This is a genomic window from Clostridium sp. OM05-5BH (assembly GCF_003481505.1).
Taxonomy (GTDB): Bacteria; Bacillota; Clostridia; order Lachnospirales; family Lachnospiraceae; genus Otoolea; species Otoolea fessa.
Genome location: NZ_QULJ01000011.1, coordinates 64527 through 83713, shown reverse-complemented (window position 1 = coordinate 83713; position 19187 = coordinate 64527). Strand labels below are relative to the sequence as shown.

Genomic DNA, 19187 nt, shown 5'->3' with positions numbered 1-19187 from the left:
TTTTTATTTGCAGGCTAAAGTAACGAGAACGCGGTGTGCCGTTTTTCAAACATTTTTCGAAATAAAAAGACCCATAGCCTTTCACTATGAGTCTTTTTCATACATCCCTTTTCTCTACTGGATAAACATAGCATCCCCAAAACTAAAGAACCGATATCTCTGCCGGATCGCCTCTTCATACGCCGTGAGCACATGTTCTCTGCCTGCCAGTGCGGATACCAGCATGACGAGCGTGGACTCCGGCAGGTGGAAGTTTGTGATCAGGCAGTCCAGAATCTTGAACTGGTAGCCTGGATAAATGAAAATGTCCGTCCAGCCGCTGCATGCGCGGATCGTGCCGTCCTCGGCTGCTGCGGATTCCAGCGTCCGGCAGCTTGTCGTACCGACACAGATAATGCGTCCGCCATTTTTCTTCGTCTCATTAATCATATTAGCAGCGTCTTCTTCGATGCGGTAAAACTCCGAATGCATATGATGATCTAAAACATTTGAAACCTTGACCGGTCGGAAGGTTCCCAGACCCACATGGAGTGTCACATGCGCGATCTTCACTCCCATCTCCTGAATCTGTGCCAGCAGTTCCTTGGTAAAATGAAGTCCGGCAGTCGGAGCAGCCGCGGATCCCTCATGTTCTGCATAAACGGTCTGATAACGGTTTTTATCTTTCAGACGGTGTGTAATATACGGTGGAAGCGGCATCTGGCCAAGCTGGTCAAGAATCTCCTCGAAGATCCCCTCATAGGAGAACTGAATCAGACGATTTCCCTCTTCTACCACATCAATGACGGTTCCTTTTAACAAACCATCGCCAAAATTAATTACGGTTCCCGGTTTTGCCTTTTTACCCGGCTTTACCAGTGTCTCCCAGATATCGTTCTCACGACGTTTCAGAAGAAGAATCTCGATATGTGCATCCGTTCCCTCCTTGCTTCCGATCAGACGCGCCGGGATAACCTTTGTGTCATTGATCACCAGGCAATCGCCCGGATGAAGATAATTGACAATATCCTTAAACACCTTATGCTGCATCTCACCCGTCTTTTTATCCAGCACTAAAAGCCGGGAAGAAGAACGATCTTCCAGCGGATCCTGTGCAATTAACTCCTGCGGTAAATCATAATAAAAATCTTTTACATCCATTCTTTGTGCCTCTTTGTCTTTCTATATCTGTACTTTCACTTTTTATAAATCAATCGGTTTTATATCTTATATGATATCAATCATTTCTCCATACTCCGGCATATCCGCTTTTCAGCTTTCCACACCTTAAAAACTTTATTTTTCCAGCCAGACGAATTCAATAAAGCATTTTAAGGATTTGACACAGCCGGTTCTGACTCCTCCTGCATATAAGATGCGCCCTGTTTCATAAATTCCACGCGCTCTTTCAGCGCTTCATCCTGCTCCATCGCCGCATCCATTGCTTCATCCGTCTGCTTACTGAGAAGGCGCACATCCTCATTGACCGACAGCTCTTCAAAATACTGCGTCAGCTCTTCGGACATTTTCCCGTCATCGATCTGCCAGCTTCCGTCCTCCGCCCGGATCGCATAGATCCGCACCAGACTCGGTGCCGGTGTCTCCACGCCCGTATACAAAATCTCATAATACACATACGCTGCCATCTCACCGTCCCTAAGCCCCGGCGTCGTATAACATTTCACATTCTGGTACCCGGAAATGTACTGCTTCTGTTCTTCAAATTCCTGACGGTAGTGTTCTTCCTCACTCGTATCCTGTGAGGTAAACAACTTCACAAACGTATCCATATCACAGTCGGAAACCGCCTGAAAATAAGTATTCATCAGCTCTGTGATCCCCGGCTCGCCATTCTCTGTCAGAATACATCCGCCAAAGTCCTGAATATATTCTTTCGTGTCCGGCTCAATCACCATTCCAGATCCGCCTGTATCCACCATTTCTGCCGGTAAGCCATCCTTTTTCCCCAGAATGTTTGTTATTTTCCCGGAAAACATCGCCACCGCGCCAATCAGAATCAATACAATCACCGCCGCAAGCAGCATCACATAGCGGCGCAGTTCCCAATCCGTTCCGTTCTTCCGGCTGCGTCCCGGTTTCTTTTTCGGTTCTCCCACCCGACCGCCTCCTGACTTATTCGATTGTTAATATTATAGCGGTGATTTGGTTACTCGGCAAGCGGTATTTCCGAAAAAAAACTTGCAATTTTCTAAATATTATAGTATCATACAAGTAATGCGTCTGTAGCTCAGTGGATAGAGCGCCGGCCTCCGGAGCCTGAGGCGTAGGTTCGATTCCTATCAGACGCATTCTTAAAAAGCGACAGCGGAGATATCTCAGCCGTCGCTTTTTGTGTTATTCATGATAAAAGGAGGACTCTTTCCGTGGAACTCATACACGTTTCTGGAAATACAGACTGCCTGCTTGGCAAAACAGCCGTCGGCATCTACCGCATCGACGACACCCGCTGCATCCTGTTTGACAATGGTTACTCAAAGGAATATGACGAGCTGGTCGGCTCTCTGAAAGACGCCGGGCTGACCCCGGCGGGGCTGATCGTTTCCCACGCGCACATCGACCATCATGGAAACAGCAAACGCCTGCGCGAAGCCTTTCAGATTCCACTGGCTATGTCGCTTGGCGAAGCCGGGCTGATCGCCTCCCAGGCGGCGCTGGAACGGTATACCAATTATTTCGGGCGCTCCGAGGAGGAAAAGATTTCCATCGACACCGAGCAGCGCTGCCCGGTTGACTGTATCATCCAGCCGGAGGATACTTCCGTGACACTCTGCGGCGTAACCTTCCCGGTTCACCATCTGCCGGGGCATTCCCTCGACCACATCGTCATCGGCACACCGGACGGCGTCTGCTTTGCCGGAGACGCGCTTTTAACCGAAAATGTCCTGCGTCACGTCAAGCTTCCATACTGCGACCACGTCGGTCTGGATCTGAAAAGCAAGGAAGCAATCACAAAACTGCCTTACCAGCATTGGATTTTATCGCACAAAGGCCCATTTGATGGCAATATCCAGGAACTGGCGGACAAAAATATGGATCTTATCCGTCTGCGTCTCGCAGAGCTGGCAAAGCTTTTGCAGAGACCGATGACGCGTGATGAATTTTATCAGGCAAGCCGACGCCTGATCGGAATGCACATCGGTACCTACGACCAGCTCATCCGTCAGGAACGCCACCTGCGCCCATATCTGGAACAGCTGGTGATCGATGGGACGGCACGGCTGGAAGTAAAGAATGACACCATATATTTTTGTTTGAATGAATAAACTCTTTCTGCATGAATTTTCACTCTCCTGTTGTTATCGTTTCCGAAAATACACACTCGCCACCGCAAATCCCAAGATTCCCGCTCCCATCATGGCGAAGCGGGAATATGTTTTTAACAGCACCAGAATACGTTCCCACGATGCCCCCGCCACCGCGCCGGCTCCGATGAGCACCGTATTCCAGATAAGACTGCCCGCTGTTGTCAGCAGGAGAAACGGCAGCAGTTCCATCTTTGCCATCCCCGCCGGAATCGAGATCAGGCTTCGGATGATCGGAACGAACCGGCAAAAAAAGACGGCTGACCGTCCCGTTCTCTCCAGCCATCCGTCTGCATCTTTCACATCTTCCACTTCTACTCCCAGCCGTTTTCCCCATGCCCCGCCCAAAAATGCATAAAACTTCTGCACGGGAATGTGCCGCCCCAGCTCATACAGAATCAGCGCCCCCAGCACCGAGCCCGCCGTCGCTGCCAGAACTGCCCCGGCTATGTTCATCCGTGTATATGTTGTCATAAATCCACCAAAGGTTAAAATCACTTCCGACGGGATCGGCGGAAACAAATTCTCAATTAGAATCAGGGCAAACATTCCCGCATATCCGTATGAACTTAAAAGTTCCAGCACTATATCACGCATGATATATCGCACTCCACGTTATTTCCACATATTCTATTTATTTTATGCGGAACGGAAAAAATCCAGGCATCTAATTTTCATTTTTCATGCCCGGATTTTAATTAAACCTAGAGAATCATCACATCCCCCACGGCCCCCGTATCCGAGAACTCTGTCCACTCGCACACATTGACCGCGTGATCGGCGATTCGCTCCAGATACTTAGCAACCATCAAAAGATCGACTGCCACATCGGATTTATCCCCGTCTTTTTTCAGAAACTCAATCACTTCCCGTTTTACCCGCTCAAAGAAGGCATCGATCAGATCATCCCTCTGTTCGAATGTCTCCGCCATCTCGGTGTCACGCTCAATAAACGCGTGAATCGCATCCTTTACCATCGTTTTCACATTTGCCACCATGGCCGGAAGATGTTTGCTTACAAGACTAATATCTGCATCCTCCAAACGCAGGGACAGATCGGCAATGTCCGCCGCCTGATCGCCCATCCGCTCCAGATCGGTCACAACCTTCAGCGCCGTCGAGATATGGCGCAGATCACTGGCAACCGGCTGCTGCTTTAACATCAGCGTCAGGCAGTGTGTCTCGATCTTTCGCTCCATATTGTCCACATCGCGGTCGCCTTTGATAACCTTCTGTGCCAGCTCTTCATTATGCTCGGTAAGCGCTTGAAAACTACTGTCAATCGCATCCTGCACCATCTGGCTCATCGCGTTCAATTCCTGATTCAGCCCTTCTAACTCCTGTATAAATGCCTCTCTCGTCGCCATCCCGTATCTCCTCTCCATCTCCCCTGTTTTCTGCCCAGAAATTTTCCACTTCTGAACAGTAAACTGATTTTCTACTTATTTTTAAATCCTCAATCTTACGCCTATCATCCAAACCGTCCGGTAATATAGTCTTCCGTCTTCTTCTCCCGCGGATGCGAGAACAGATCCGTCGTCGGTGCATACTCGACTACCTCTCCCACCAGGAAAAATGCCGTATAGTCCGCAATACGGGTCGCCTGCTGCATATTGTGAGTAACGATGACAACGGTATAATTCTTCTTAAGCTCGCCCATCAGATCCTCGATTTTCAGCGTGGAAATCGGGTCCAGTGCCGAGGTCGGCTCATCCATCAGGAGAATCTCCGGCTCAACCGCCAGCGCACGCGCGATGCAGAGACGCTGCTGCTGTCCGCCGGAAAGTCCCAGTGCAGAACGTTTCAGGCGATCCTTGACCTCATCCCACAAGGCCGCGCCGCGCAGACTCTTCTCCACAATCGCGTCCAGCTCTGCTTTTCCCTTAATGCCGTGAATCCGCGGTCCATACGCGATATTGTCATAAATACTCATCGGAAATGGGTTCGGCTGCTGAAATACCATGCCGACCTTCTTGCGAAGAAGCGTCGTATCAACCTTCGGATCATAGATATCCTCGCCGTCGATCCACACCTTTCCATTGATTGTTACATTCGGCACCAGATCGTTCATGCGGTTCAATGTTTTTAAATAGGTAGACTTACCGCAGCCGGACGGTCCGATAAACGCTGTGATCTGATTTTCATATATATCCAGATTGATATTTTTTAATGCATGATTGTTTCCATAGTACAGATTCAAATCCAACGTAGAAATTTTTGTCTCCATATCATTTCCTCATTTTTTACTTTATTTTAATTTTGTCACATCAAACCGGTTGGTCAAAAATCTCGTCAGCAGGTTGATTCCCAGCACGATAATCAGAAGCACGACCGCGATTCCAAACGCCTGATCGTATTTTGCTTTCTGCATCGACAGGTAGAGCTGGATGGTCAGCGTGCCGCTCGACTCAAACAGTTTTCCAAACAGGTTTTTCGGAAGCTGGAAGCCGCTTCCGGCAGTAAACAGAAGCGCCGCCGACTCGCCCACGATACGGCCAATCGAAAGGATGACGCCGGTCAGAATACCCGGTGCCGCGCTCGGCAGCAGGATCGTCCGGATCATATACCATTTCGTTGCACCGATTCCCAATGCGCCGCTGCGGTAGCTGTCCGGAACGGTTTTGAGTGCTTCCTGTGTGTTCCGCGTAATCAGCGGAAGCACCATCAGGGTCAGCGTGAAGGATCCGGTCAGAACCGAATAGCCCAGCTTCAGCGTCATTCCGAAAAAGACCATACCGAACAAGCCAAAAATAATCGACGGAATACCGGACAGGATCTCAGTTGTAAATTCAATCGTCCGCACCAGTTTTCCCGGCTTTGCGTATTCGTTCAGATAAATGGCGGAGCCGATTCCGATCGGCGCTGCAATGATAAGGGTAATTACAATGATGTAAATCGTGTTGATGATATTTCCCAGAATACCAAAGGTGCCCTTGAGGGAGCTCTGCACCGTGGACAGAAGCTGCAAGGAAACCTGCGGCAGGCCGCGCACAAACACATATCCCATGATGCCAACTAACAGCGCGATCGCCACGCCAGCTGCCAGATAAATCAGCACTTTTAAGATATTGTCCCCGATGCGGGTGCGCTTCTGGTAAATACTTTTCATTCTATTATCGGTCATTTGCGCCGCCCTCCTTCACAAACATCCGGCTAAGCACCGTGTTGATAAACATGATAAATACGAACAGCACCAGACCGATGGTAAAGAGCACTTCCCGGTGAAGTCCCTCTGAATAAGACATTTCCGCCACGATCGCGGTTGTCAGGAAACGGACGGAGTTAAATGGAAGCGGCAGATTGACTGAACTTCCAGATACCAGGCTGATCGCCATTGCCTCCCCGATCGCACGTCCGCAGCCTAAAACCACCGCCGTGATGATGCCGGAGTGCGCCGCCGGAACGATTACTTTGAAAATCGTCTGGATATGTGTTGCACCGAGCGCCAGCGATGCGCTTTTTAAATGTTTCGGGACTGCCCTAAGCGACGCCTCGCTGATATTGATGACGGTCGGAAGAATCATGATTGCCAGAACCAGAACCGCCGATATCAGGTTCGCACCGCCGGTAAACTGATGCGTCGTGGAACCGGCAAAGATTTTCATTTCCAGCTTATACATCAGGGGATTTAAAATCAAAATTCCTAAGAGTCCGTAGATAACCGACGGAATACCTGCCAGAAGCTCAACTGCCGGGCGGACCACTGCCGCTACCTTCGGCGGCGCAACCTCTGCCAGAAAGATGGCGGTAAACAGCCCAATCGGAACACCGATCAGGATCGCCAGAAAGGTTCCGACGATGGAGGTTAAAATAACGTAGAGAATTCCGAAAGACGCCGGATTTCCAGTCGGCTTCCAGACGGTTCCAAATAAGATTTCCGGAACACCCACCTTAAAAAGTGCCGGGGTACCGCTGATAATCATGTATAAGGTAATTGAAAAAACTGCCACCACTGCCAGCAGGCCGCAGGCGGTAAAAATAATTTCCGCTGCCCTCTCTACCGCTGATTTCGTGGCATGGCTTCCAAAAATGGTAAATTTCTTTTCGTGCATATGTCTCTCCTGTCCCGGATTGAACAGCGAGCCGCTTTCGGTCAAAGCAGAGTTTCCTTTCTGCGGCTTGACTGCAAGCGACTCGATATTATTTGAATCTATTCAATATTATGTATATTCGTGAATTTCTGATTTTTCTATCCTTACCGGTTTTCACCGGTAATTTTATCCACATTCACAAATTCCGATGCAGTTTCTTACTTCGTAGTAATCAGGCCTACAGATTTAATCAGGTCATCGCCTTCTGCAGAGTATACATAGTCAAACAGCGCCTGTACCAGCTCGTTCTGCTCAGAAATTTCTCCCTTGGTTGCCATAACGAATGGACGGCTTAAGAAATAGCTGCCTGCCTTGATGTTCTCCTCCGTCGGCTCTACATCATCCAGTTTAACTGCCTTAACGGTATCATCGACTACATCCAGGGAAACGTATCCGATGGAACCCGGTGTAGATGCTACTTTTGCCATAACTGCACCGGTGGAATCCAGCTCGTTTGCATATTTGCAGGCATCTTCCAGACCCAGAAGCTCCTCAAATGCGCCTCTTGTACCGGAACCTGCTTCCCGTCCGACTACGACAATCGGCATATCGCTGCCGCCTACATCCTTCCAGTTTGTGATGCTTCCGTCGTAAATGCCGGTCAGCTCGTCCTTGCTCAGACCATCTACAGCGTTGGACGGGTCAACGACAACGGCGATACCATCGATGGCTACGATATTTTCAACAGCACCTTTTGCTTTCTCATCATCCTTTAATGCTCTGGAAGAATCACCGACATCACACTGACCTGCCAGCACGGACTCGATACCTGCGGAAGAGCCGGTAAATTCAGCCTGTACGGTCACGTTCGGATATTTCTCCATGAACGTTTCTGCCAGTGCATTTGCAAATTTTTCCATCGAAGTGGAACCTGCCAGGGTGATAGAACCACTTAAATCTTTTGTATCTGCGCTGTTCTCGGTTGTATCTGCTGCTGCACCACTTTCAGCTGCGCTGCTGTCTGCGCTTGTGTCTGCTGCACTTGTATTTGTATTGCTGGAACCACATCCTACCATTCCAGTTGCCAGAACGGCTGCTCCTAATACTGCGATTGTTTTCTGAATATTTTTCTTCATAATAAAATTCCTCTTTCCTCTCTCTTTTTTCTCTCAGAGTTTTTTATCCTTGATTTCTTACAGTACGCAGTATAAAAGATTCCTGGATTTACAGAAATCATATTTTGGTATCGTTTATGTAAAATTTGGGTAATTTTTGTGGGAGTGAATGTAAGATATGGTTTCGGATTTGCTCTGCTTCTCTCCATGATCGGAACCGCCGCCGGACATCTCTCCGGGCTTCGCTTGAAAGCCCGGCAGAGATCGCCGGCGGCGTGATTCTGATTTGTATGGGGTGAAGATTCTGGCGGAACATCTCCACTTATTTTAAAACAACCTTCTTAAAGTTCTTCTTACCTCTCTTGACAACCATTCCTTCGCCAGCGAGCTGATCCTTCGTGAAGACTGCCTTGATATCTTTTACCTGGTTTCCGTCTACAGATACGCCGCCCTGCTCGACATTTCTTCTTGCCTCGGAACGGGACGGAGCCAGACCGGATTTCTGCAGGATGGAGAGAATATCGATCTCATCACCGTTGAAATCATCCTCAGTCAGTTCGTAGGTCGGCATATTGGCTGCATTTCCGCTGGAGAACAGTGCTTTCGCTGCTGCCTGTGCCTTCTCAGCCTCTTCCTCGCCGTGTACCAGCTTGGTCAGCTCGTAAGCCAGGATCTCTTTTGCAGTATTTAACTGGCTGCCTTCCCATTTGTCCATCTCATCGATCTGCTCAAGCGGCAGGAAGGTCAGCATACGCAGGCACTTTAATACATCGGCATCGGCTACGTTTCTCCAGTACTGGTAGAACTCGAACGGGGATGTCTTGTTCGGATCCAGCCATACAGCGCCGGACTGGGTCTTACCCATCTTCTTGCCCTCGGAGTTTAACAGCAGGGTGATGGTCATTGCGTGTGCGTCCTTGCCAAGCTTTCTGCGGATCAGCTCGGTACCGCCTAACATATTGCTCCACTGATCATCGCCGCCGAACTGCATGTTGCAGCCGTATTTCTGGTATAACATATAGAAGTCGTAGCTCTGCATAATCATGTAGTTGAACTCTAAGAAGCTTAAGCCTCTCTCCATTCTCTGCTTGTAGCACTCAGCGGTCAGCATACGGTTGACGCTGAAATGCGGACCAACCTCGCGCAGTAAGTTTACATAATTCAGATTCATCAGCCACTCTGCGTTGTTGACTAAGAGCGCCTTGTCATCAGAGAAATCGATGAAACGGCTCATCTGCTTTTTGAAGCAGTCGCAGTTATGCTGGATCGTCTCCGGTGTCAGCATCTGGCGCATATCCGTACGTCCGGACGGATCGCCGATCATGCCGGTGCCGCCGCCAAGTAATGCGATCGGCTTGTTGCCTGCCATCTGCAGACGTTTCATCAGGCACAGTGCCATGAAATGTCCTACATGAAGGCTGTCTGCGGTCGGGTCAAAACCGATGTAGAAAACGGCTTTTCCTTCGTTGACCAGTTTTTTGATCTCTTCTTCGTTTGTAACCTGGGCGATCAGACCTCTGGCTACTAATTCTTCGTAAATCTGCATTTTCCTGTTTACTCCTTTTTATAAAAAATAATTTTGCTTACTCGTTTTGCTTCTCCACGGGATTCCTTTTTTCAAAAATACATCCGATTCATCCTTTATTTTCTCTCCGAAAATCATTCTCAAAACAGAACAATAAAGGTACTTTGGAACGTCTGTGATTTCACAAGACACATTTTTCTATAAAATAAAAAAGCCCCGTCCTCCAAAAAGGACGGGGCAAAATTCCCGTGTTACCACCTTTGTTCGCAGACAGCTCGCGCCCATCTGCCTCTGCCGGTACCCTCTGATACCGTGACCGGATAACGTGTGTCTCTCACGTCGCAGCCTACCAAATCAACCGCCGCACATTTTCCACGCAGCCTTTTCATCGGATCCGATTTTAGATTCTTCGGTGCGAAGCTCCGGGATGTATTCGAATATCCGGTTCACGCGCGCCTCTCATCATCCGGCTGCTTTCTGTGCGCTCTCCTGCGGATCTCTACTTGTTCCCTTCATTGCCTTTGTAAGGTTATTGAGTATATTCTGTATTATAAGCGAAATTTATTATTTGTCAAGGCAATTTCTCAACTTCAAACTTCACGCTATAAAATTTTTACATTACTTTAAATTCAAAGCGTAAAAAGTAGTGTACATATTTATTAAATATAATTATCATATTATTACTTTAGTCACACAGTTCCCAATCTCCCAGCCACGTATCCTTAGAATAATTATATAATCTTCTATATAATTTCCCGTTTTCAACTTTATAAACATATTTTATAACATCTGCTCTAGCTATTGAACTCGATTTTTCAACAGCCACCTCTTTCTCTTGTGCAAACGCAGTCCCTGAAAAAATACATGTCATAGCAATTATTACTGCTAAAATTCTGATCGTTTTTTTCATTTTTATTTCCTCCTAATATTAATATTCTTTAATTCATTTGGTATTTCATCCAATGTTCCTATATATGTACCATTCATATATAATTCATACCCGTTTTCTGTCTTTACAAAAAAGTTATTTTTTTTGACTATATCATCTTCTTCAAAATACGGTGCATGCAACTTCAAATCAGCTACTGGTTCTATTACTATTGTACCAGACAATATAATAGCAATTAAGAAAAAGAACAACTTAATATTGACCTGTTTTTTTTGTTCTTCATTCAATATAGAAGAAATTCTAATTTTCAAAAAACTTCCATTAAAAAAAGATAGTGTTCCTCTCCTTTTTAACGCTTTTGTCCTAGACATTTTTAACAATATTTCAACATAATGAATTTTTTCTATTTCAGATAACTCATTACAAACAATTAAATCATTTCTTATTTCTAATATGTTAGAAAAATAATACCGAACTATGTATACTAACGGATTCCACCAGTATAAAAGACATAATATTTCAAAAAAACACTTTAAAAATAAATCTCTTTTAATGTAATGTCCCACTTCATGCAAGAGTACTATTTTTTTTGTTTCTTCATCTATATTCGGTATTATTATATACGGATTTTTTATACCAACAATAAATGGATCTTCTATACTATCAACTTTCAATATTGGTATTTTTTTCACTTTTTTATACTTTTTAACACGAATATACTCTATCGGTCTTATTTCTTTTATTAATTTTATAAATGATATATATGATAAACTTTTTTGCACTAAGATAAGAAAACTTCCAAGTAAACTAATCAAAAAAAGTACAGAAAAATGACTTAAAAATCCTATTTTCCCCCGCATAAAGCGACAAAGTTCTGGATATAATATTTTTATTCCTATCGTATGACTTATTCCGCAAATATCTATTGGAAAAAATAATCTTACTCCTGTTAGTACAGTGCAAAAAATAAGTAATTTTACTTCATACAAGCTATAATTTTCTTGCTTTTTCCATATATAAACCGACAAAAAACCCAATAGCAAAATTGAACTACATATTGCCGATAAAATTGATGTATATGTTATTTTCATAAAATCTCTTTTTTTCTTTTTTGAACTATACGTTCTAATTCGTCAATAACCGACTCTTCATCTACTGCTCCATTCAACAAAGCTGCTGTTATTGTATTTACAAAGGACATAGGATTTCTAGAATTTTTCATACATTTTTCTATTTTTTCTTCTATTTCTTCATCCTGAGTCTTTTTCGCTTTATATCGCCTAGCAAAAACTTTTCCAGTCTGAACTGTATCAATAACCTGAACATAACCCTTATCAAGCAATTTTCTTAACACAGTATGGACTGTTGGCGTTGTCAATTCTTTTTCAGATTCTACAATTTCTGTCACCGTCATGGGTTTTTCATACTTCCACAAAACCTGCATAACATTCATTTCTCGTTCACTTAAATAATTATTCTTCATAAAATTCCCAATCTCATAATTTATAGAAACAAAGGGAGCAACTGACGCCCCCTTTGTTTTTCACTCAAGTTCCAATACTACTAACTAATATTATCATTTCCAAGATCCACATTCCATAAATCACTCTATCTTTTTTCATTAGCTCATACCATTCAGGCGTATCTAATAATCTTGGTTTTTTAATTATATAATAATAACAAAAAATCAAAATACAAAGAAAAATTCTAACAGTTCCCACCTGATCATACCAATTTCTAATTCCCATTATGGAAGCAATTCGCTCCCCACAAAGACACAGTTCCATTAATAAAGCGGCAAACGTTGCTTCTCTTCCTTGACGGAATTCATTTGATACTCTATTCTCTTTCATTGCATCTCCCTTTTTTATTACCAATACTCATACTTGGTATAACCTGGCGTCCACCCTAATACTCCATCATTATTATAGCCATATGTATAAGATATTGTAACTTTTGCATAGTTTATGCCACCCTTTTGTGCAGCTGCTAAAACTGTTTTAGCAACAAGTGCTGCCACTGCTACCCCTGCTCCTGCTCCGCCTACCTGTCTTGCGATAAAATTAGTTATTGTCGCTAAATCTTTCATTTCTTGCAAATCAATTGTATACACAATATTTACAACGGTTCCTATAGCAGCTGTTGCTGGTAATCTTCCAGTTATACTAGATGCCCTCGAAGCACCTGTAGATCCTCCACTACCACTTTTGCTTACTTCCAATAATTCTTTAACTTCCGATCTTGAAAAACCAAAATCTTCCATTAACATATCTTCCACAACAGTTTCATCCGTTACCGAAGCATATTTATCATAAATATCTCTCAATTCATGTTGATCAATCACAACCTTTGTTGCCACTTTATCTATTGAATATGGCGGCGCTTCCGCAAATGTTGGGATTACCAATGAAGTTGACATAACTATCGACAATAAAATACTCATAATTTTTTTCATAAAACCACTTCTTAACGTTATTCACATTATTAATGAGCATCCCACATTTTTGCTGCATTGGAATCCCTCCCTTCTTTAAATTTAGTAAACAAGCTTTAATTTGATTATATATTATCATCTTTGATTATATATGTCAATATTAAAAATATATTTTCATTTCAAATATACTTTCAATCTTTTCTACACAATTAAAAACTACTCTTTCGCCAGCGCCGCGAGCCCGGAAAGAATCTCCCGCGCCTTCACAAGCATCGTCTCGCAGTCCGTATGTTTCTGCCGCACGTCGCGGTAATAGAACGACGGCACATCACCCGTCCTGAAGGTCAGCGTGCCCTTATATTTCTCCATCAGCGCCGGAATGCCGGAGACGTCCAGATCGGCTTTCTGGTACATCTGAATCGTGATATCCTGCTTCTTTACATCGACCTCCACGACACCCGCCTGATGAGCAAGCGCTTTTAGATCGGCGATCTTTAACAGGTTCTCCACCGAACGTGGAATCTCGCCAAAGCGGTCGATCAGCTCATCCTGCATATCCATGTACTCTTCCTGGTTCTCAATACCGGAAATCCGCTTGTAAACGTCGAGTTTCTGATATTCATTGCGGATGTAGGACGGCGGAATATACGCGTCGATGTCGCAGTCCACCACCGTCTCGAAGTCCTCGGCTTCGTTCTTACCGCGAAGTGCCAGCACCGCCTCGTTTAAGAGCTTGCAGTACAGGTCATAACCGACCGCCTGCATGTGGCCATGCTGTTCCGCGCCCAGAAGATTTCCGGCACCGCGCAGCTCCAGATCGCGCATCGCAATCTTGATACCGCTTCCCAGCTCCGTAAATTCACGGATCGCCTGCAGACGTTTTTCCGCCTCCTCACGCAGCAGCTTGTCGCGCCGGTACATGAGAAACGCATACGAAGTCCGCCCGGAACGTCCGACGCGACCGCGGATCTGGTAGAGCTGCGACAGCCCCAGCCGGTCGGCGTCGTGGATGATGATCGTGTTCGCATTCGGAATGTCCAGTCCCGTCTCAATGATGGTCGTAGACACCAGAACGTCGATATTGCCCTCAACGAAATCCAGCATAATTTTTTCCAGTTCATGTTCGTGCATCTGCCCGTGGGCGAACACGACGTTTGCCTCCGGCACCAGAGCCGCCACATGGTTTGCCACCTCGTCGATGTTATTGACACGGTTGTAGACATAATATACCTGTCCGCCCCGCGCCAGCTCCCTGTGAATCGCCTCGCGCACCATCTCGTCGTTGTACTCCATGACGTAGGTCTGAATCGGCAGGCGGTCCACCGGCGGTTCCTCCAGGACACTCATATCCCGGATGCCAATGAGACTCATATGCAGGGTACGCGGAATCGGCGTCGCCGTCAGCGTCAGAACGTCTACATTTTCCTTTAATTTCTTGATCTTTTCCTTATGTGCCACACCGAAGCGCTGTTCCTCATCGATGATCAGAAGCCCCAGATTTTTAAAGACAACATCCTTAGAAAGGACGCGGTGCGTTCCGATCACGACGTCCACCTGCCCTTTTTTCAGATCTTCCAGCGTTTTTTTCTGCTCGCCCGCCGTGCGGAAACGCGACAGCATATCGACCCGCACTGGGAAATCCTTCATCCTCTGCACAAAGGTATTGTAATGCTGCTGCGCCAAAATTGTGGTCGGCACCAGATACACAACCTGCTTACCCTCCTGAATCGCCTTAAATGCCGCCCGGAGCGCTATCTCCGTCTTGCCGTATCCAACGTCGCCGCAGATCAGGCGGTCCATGATGCGGCGGCTTTCCATGTCTTTTTTGGTCGCCTCGATCGCCTCCAGCTGATCCTCCGTCTCCTCAAACGGGAACATTTCCTCAAATTCCCTCTGCCAGACCGTATCCGGTCCATACTGGTAGCCCTCGCTCCGCTGACGCGCTGCATAAAGCTCGACGAGATCCTTTGCAATATCACGGACCGCACCGCGCACCTTGCTCTTCGTCTTATTCCATTCCATTCCGCCCAGTTTATTGAGCTTCGGCGTCCTGGCATCCGAACCGGCATATTTCTGGATTCCCTCCAGGCGGGTCGCCGGAAGATAGAGATTACCGCCGTCGCGGTACTCAATCTTGATGTAATCCTTGACGACCTTGTCCTGCTCGATCTTCTCAATGCCCCGGTAAATGCCGAGTCCGTGGCTCTCATGCACCACATAATCGCCGATCGAAAGCTCGGAAAAGCTCTGGATTTTCTTACCCTGGTAGGAGGTCTTTTTCTTCTTTTTCCGCCCCCGTCCGCCGCCGAACATGTCTCCCTCGGTGATCACGACGAACTTAATCAGCGGATATTCAAATCCCCGATGCAGCTTTCCGTAAGTCACCAGGATTTCACCCGGTTTCACGGTGTTTTCGCCCTCATCCGGGCAGAAGGCACTTAAATCATACTCCCGCAGATCGCCCGCCAGACGGCTCGCGCGCGTCCGCGAACCAGCCAGCAATACCACCCGGTATTTTTCCTTCTTCCAGCGCGCCAGATCGCTGATTAAAAGCTCAAATCCATTCTGGTAGGAATTGACATTTTTAACGCTCAGACTGTATTTTTTCTTAACCGTCATGCCGGAGAGCTTCTGATCCAGCCCCAGCAGTAAAAGAGTGCGCGGGCGCATTGCCATCGCCAGCGTCTCCTTCGCCGAATAGAGGAAGGAAGTCTGCCCCGGAAGCAGATAGCCGCCCTCGAGACGGTGCGACATGCTCTCCCGGAACTCCGTCTCGGTCGTCTCTGCTTTTTCCTTCAAGCGCAGCGGCTCATCCAGGAAAATCGTCAGCTCATCGACTGGAAAATAGTTTAAAAACGATACCGTTTCCTTGCAGAAATACCGGATATAGCTTCCCAGCCCATGCACCCGGAAGCCCTCGCGAAGCCCCTCTAAGACCTCCGAGACAGCCGAATCCATCCGGTACGCCTCTTCCGTCTTCATGGCATCCCGGAGCTTTTTCACGTATTTCCTGCGGTCTTTCTCGATCGCCTCGGTTCCATCCTGAATCTGCTCCGGCGTCAGCGCCATCTCCGTCGCCGGATAGATCACTGCCTCATCCACCTGCTCGATCGATCGCTGGCTCTCCGGGTCGAAGGTACGGATCGAATCGACCTCGTCGCCCCACAGCTCGATCCGGTACGGCACCTCCTCCGTCAGCGGGAAAATGTCAATGATACCGCCGCGCACCGAAAACTGCCCTGATCCCTCAACCTGCGCGACCTTCTCATATCCCATTTCTGCCAGGGCGTGCGTCAGCTTCCCGACCTCGACCACATCTTCTGTCCCGATCGTGAGACTCCGCTCTTTCATCCACGCAAGCGGCAGCAGATGTTCCATCAGCCCGTCGATCGTCGTGACCACCACGCCGCCGGAACTCTCCAGGACCCGCCGCATGACCTGAATCCGCTGTTTCGTCAGCAGGTTTCCGTGGATATCCGACGTATAAAACAGCAGATCCCTCGCCGGGTACAGCGAAATATCCGTATCAAAGCACCGGTAATCCTCACAGATCTCCCGCGCCCTCGAATCATCGTAGGTGACAATCAGCTTCCAGGGCGTCAGATCCGAAAGCTCGGACAGCAGATGCACCTTCTGCGAATCCAGGCATCCCGTGACAAGAAGCGGTCCCTGTCCGCGCTGTAAATCCGTCTTGAGATCCTGAAACTCGATCATCTCCTCTAACGGATTTGCAAATAAATCGCTCATTGTGTCTTGACTTCCTCCTTCCTCTCCGCCTTCTGCTTCTCTAGCTTCTCCTTCTCCCCGCGCGCCGCGCCGTTAAAATGGTTCATCGCCGCCTCAACGCCCTCTGTCATCATATCCACGACTGCCGCCGCACCGTCCTTAAACGCCGTCGTCATCGTTTCGGCTTCCTCTTTCGGAAAACGTCCCAGCACATAGTCTGCCAGATCCATGCGCGCCGGCTTCTCGCCCACACCGATCCGCACGCGTGGAAATTCCTGCGTTCCCAGATGGGCGATGATATTTTTGATTCCATTGTGGCCGCCCGCGCTGCCTTTTTTGCGGATCCGGATGCCGCCCGGAACCAGGCTGATATCGTCATAAATCACGATAAACTCCGCTGGATCTACCTTATAATAATCCATCACCTGACGGATGCACTCGCCGCTCAGGTTCATATACGTCTGCGGCTTTACCAGAATGACCTTATTTCCCTCGATCACGCCTTTTCCGATCAGTCCCTTAAATGCTTTCTCCCGGACATCAATGTTATACTTGTCCGCCAGCGCATCCAGCGTCATAAATCCCACATTGTGGCGGGTTCCCTCATATTCTCTTCCCGGATTTCCAAGTCCTGCAATTACATACATAATTCTATTTCTCCCTCTTTTTCTATAGTATCAAAAATACCAGATTCTTCACTCATCGTCTTTCTCAAAAAGCCAAAACAGACACGACTTTAAGCGTTAAATCCTGAAACTGCCACTTTTTCAAGCTGTTTCAGGATCTAACGCACTTATTTTTCTGGATACTTTTAAAGTTACTGTTCACGGATAGGCACTTTTGGAATCGAAAGTGCCGTAAGTTTTGGGGTCGTGTAAATAAGAAGTTACTTTCCCTTCACAACCTCAACCGCCTTCTGCAGCTGATTATCCTTCTCCTCTGGAATCACGACTTCCTGCGCCGCCTCTTCATCCAGCTCCACCTCGAGATCCGGCTCGATGCCTTTTCCATGGATATCATTTCCATTCGGCGTATAATAATGGTCGGTCGTCAGCTTGATCGCGCTTCCATCCGAAAGCGGCATCAGCGTCTGCACGATACCTTTACCGAAAGTCTTCGTTCCGACGATCGTCGCCACGCCGTAATCCTTCATCGCACCGGTAAATACCTCCGACGCGCTGGCGGAATTGCCATTTACCAGCACAACCATCGGGATCTCCAGGCTGTGTCCATCCTCAGCGTCGTATGTCTCCTCCGTGCCCTTCTTATTTGCCACGGTCAGGATCCGTCCGCCATCTTTCAGGATATAATCCGCCATTGAGACAACCGTCGTCACCTCGCCGCCCGGGTTGTTCCGCAGATCGATGATCAGGCGCTTCATGCCCTCGCCCTGCAGTTCCTCGATCTTGGATTTAAACTGATCGGCAGTCACACGGTCAAACTCTGCAACGGAAATATATCCGATCTCTTCATCCAGCATCTTGCCTGACACCGTCTGCACATCGATCGGTCTGCGGGTCAGGGTGATATCCTTGTACTCGTCGCTATTTTCACGATAAACCGTGATCGTCAGCTGGCTGCCTTCCTCGCCCTTGACGTAATTATTGACCAGAAGCGACAGATCCATGCCAATCACCTCGGTGCCGTCTACCTTATAAAGCGCATCACCCGGAAGGATGCCTGCCTCCTCGGCCGGGCTGCCCTCAAAGACGCGCACGATCGTGCTGACGCCGGTCTGGACATTCTGGGATACCAGAGCGCCGATGCCGCAGTAAGAACCATTTGTCTCATCCAGGAAGCTTGTCAGCTCGTCCGGCGTATAGTAAACCGCATACGGATCATTTAAACCACTCAAAAAGCCCTGATAAATGCCGGCTTCCTCCTCGGATGTATCAATTTTTTCCTCAAACAGGTACTTTTTATCGATAATATCCTGTATCTGCTCCAGCTTTTTCGTGACATTCTCAAAATTGACCGGCTCCTGTGCCTGCGACGGTGTTCCCTCGGTCTGTACCTGTACCTGTGTCTGATTATCGATCACACGGCGTCCAAACATGTAAATCCCCGCCGAAGCACCGACCGTGATCAGACACACCAGTGCTGTCACCAGCACACCGACCATCACACCGCGCCAGAATTTATTTTTACTGTCCATCTCTTATGCC

18 protein-coding genes and 1 tRNA gene are annotated in these 19187 nt (G+C 47.4%); 2 read left to right on the top strand and 17 right to left on the bottom strand.

Going from position 1 to position 19187, the window contains the following annotated elements; translation table 11 throughout:
* Positions 1–114: 114 nt before the first annotated feature.
* A complete protein-coding gene (gene queA / locus DXB70_RS12365; RefSeq protein WP_107001497.1) occupies positions 115–1140 on the bottom strand; it encodes a tRNA preQ1(34) S-adenosylmethionine ribosyltransferase-isomerase QueA in 1026 nt (341 codons plus the stop codon).
* A gap of 170 nt (positions 1141–1310) precedes the next feature.
* Positions 1311–2096, bottom strand: a complete 786-nt coding sequence (locus tag DXB70_RS12360) for a hypothetical protein (RefSeq protein WP_118673413.1) — start codon at positions 2094–2096, stop codon at positions 1311–1313.
* Between the two features lie 120 nt (positions 2097–2216).
* On the opposite strand from DXB70_RS12360, the gene DXB70_RS12355 reads away from it, so the two are divergent.
* Both DXB70_RS12355 and DXB70_RS12350 read left to right on the top strand, forming a co-directional pair.
* Positions 2217–2288 (top strand) — tRNA-Arg (locus tag DXB70_RS12355).
* A 75-nt stretch (positions 2289–2363) separates the two neighbouring features.
* Positions 2364–3263, top strand: coding sequence for an MBL fold metallo-hydrolase (locus DXB70_RS12350; RefSeq protein WP_182448452.1), 900 nt, complete (start codon positions 2364–2366; stop codon positions 3261–3263).
* Between the two features lie 33 nt (positions 3264–3296).
* Here DXB70_RS12350 and DXB70_RS12345 read toward each other — a convergent pair whose 3' ends face one another.
* The 15 genes from DXB70_RS12345 to DXB70_RS12275 all read right to left on the bottom strand — a co-directional run bounded on the left by DXB70_RS12345 (position 3297) and on the right by DXB70_RS12275 (position 19177).
* Positions 3297–3899 (bottom strand): DedA family protein, encoded by a 603-nt coding sequence (locus tag DXB70_RS12345; RefSeq protein WP_117796009.1) that lies wholly within the window; start codon positions 3897–3899, stop codon positions 3297–3299.
* A gap of 107 nt (positions 3900–4006) precedes the next feature.
* On the bottom strand, positions 4007–4669 hold the full coding sequence (phoU, locus tag DXB70_RS12340) for a phosphate signaling complex protein PhoU (RefSeq protein WP_117796010.1): 663 nt from the start codon (positions 4667–4669) through the stop codon (positions 4007–4009).
* Positions 4670–4773: 104 nt separating this feature from the next.
* The gene (pstB, locus tag DXB70_RS12335) at positions 4774–5529 is read right to left on the bottom strand and encodes a phosphate ABC transporter ATP-binding protein PstB (RefSeq protein WP_117796011.1); all 756 of its coding nucleotides are present in this window, start codon (positions 5527–5529) and stop codon (positions 4774–4776) included.
* A gap of 21 nt (positions 5530–5550) precedes the next feature.
* The gene (pstA, locus tag DXB70_RS12330; protein ID WP_117796012.1) at positions 5551–6426 is read right to left on the bottom strand and encodes a phosphate ABC transporter permease PstA; all 876 of its coding nucleotides are present in this window, start codon (positions 6424–6426) and stop codon (positions 5551–5553) included.
* Positions 6416–7354 carry a phosphate ABC transporter permease subunit PstC gene (gene pstC, locus DXB70_RS12325; RefSeq protein ID WP_022359893.1) on the bottom strand — a complete coding sequence of 313 codons (939 nt, stop codon included), beginning with the start codon at positions 7352–7354 and terminating at the stop codon, positions 6416–6418. The genes pstA and pstC overlap by 11 nt, the downstream gene beginning before the upstream one ends.
* Before the next feature lie 197 nt (positions 7355–7551).
* Complete coding sequence (locus tag DXB70_RS12320; RefSeq protein WP_118673411.1) at positions 7552–8469, bottom strand: phosphate ABC transporter substrate-binding protein; 918 nt, start codon at positions 8467–8469, stop codon at positions 7552–7554.
* A 301-nt stretch (positions 8470–8770) separates the two neighbouring features.
* Complete coding sequence (gene tyrS / locus DXB70_RS12315; RefSeq protein ID WP_107001489.1) at positions 8771–9994, bottom strand: tyrosine--tRNA ligase; 1224 nt, start codon at positions 9992–9994, stop codon at positions 8771–8773.
* A 664-nt stretch (positions 9995–10658) separates the two neighbouring features.
* Complete coding sequence (locus tag DXB70_RS12310) at positions 10659–10883, bottom strand: hypothetical protein (RefSeq protein ID WP_107001488.1); 225 nt, start codon at positions 10881–10883, stop codon at positions 10659–10661.
* Between the two features lie 2 nt (positions 10884–10885).
* The gene (locus tag DXB70_RS12305; RefSeq protein WP_118673410.1) at positions 10886–11953 is read right to left on the bottom strand and encodes a M56 family metallopeptidase; all 1068 of its coding nucleotides are present in this window, start codon (positions 11951–11953) and stop codon (positions 10886–10888) included.
* Entirely contained in the window at positions 11950–12345 is a 396-nt protein-coding gene (locus DXB70_RS12300; RefSeq protein WP_107001486.1) for a BlaI/MecI/CopY family transcriptional regulator, read from the bottom strand. Before DXB70_RS12300 ends, DXB70_RS12305 begins: the two co-directional genes overlap by 4 nt.
* 64 nt (positions 12346–12409) lie before the next feature.
* Positions 12410–12715 carry a hypothetical protein gene (locus DXB70_RS12295; protein WP_107001485.1) on the bottom strand — a complete coding sequence of 102 codons (306 nt, stop codon included), beginning with the start codon at positions 12713–12715 and terminating at the stop codon, positions 12410–12412.
* A gap of 17 nt (positions 12716–12732) precedes the next feature.
* Complete coding sequence (locus DXB70_RS12290; protein WP_107001484.1) at positions 12733–13317, bottom strand: hypothetical protein; 585 nt, start codon at positions 13315–13317, stop codon at positions 12733–12735.
* A gap of 195 nt (positions 13318–13512) precedes the next feature.
* Positions 13513–17043, bottom strand: a complete 3531-nt coding sequence (mfd, locus tag DXB70_RS12285) for a transcription-repair coupling factor (RefSeq protein ID WP_118629241.1) — start codon at positions 17041–17043, stop codon at positions 13513–13515.
* Positions 17040–17669 (bottom strand): aminoacyl-tRNA hydrolase, encoded by a 630-nt coding sequence (pth, locus tag DXB70_RS12280; protein ID WP_107001482.1) that lies wholly within the window; start codon positions 17667–17669, stop codon positions 17040–17042. Before pth ends, mfd begins: the two co-directional genes overlap by 4 nt.
* A gap of 239 nt (positions 17670–17908) precedes the next feature.
* Positions 17909–19177, bottom strand: a complete 1269-nt coding sequence (locus DXB70_RS12275; protein WP_022359888.1) for a S41 family peptidase — start codon at positions 19175–19177, stop codon at positions 17909–17911.
* Positions 19178–19187 lie beyond the last annotated feature (10 nt).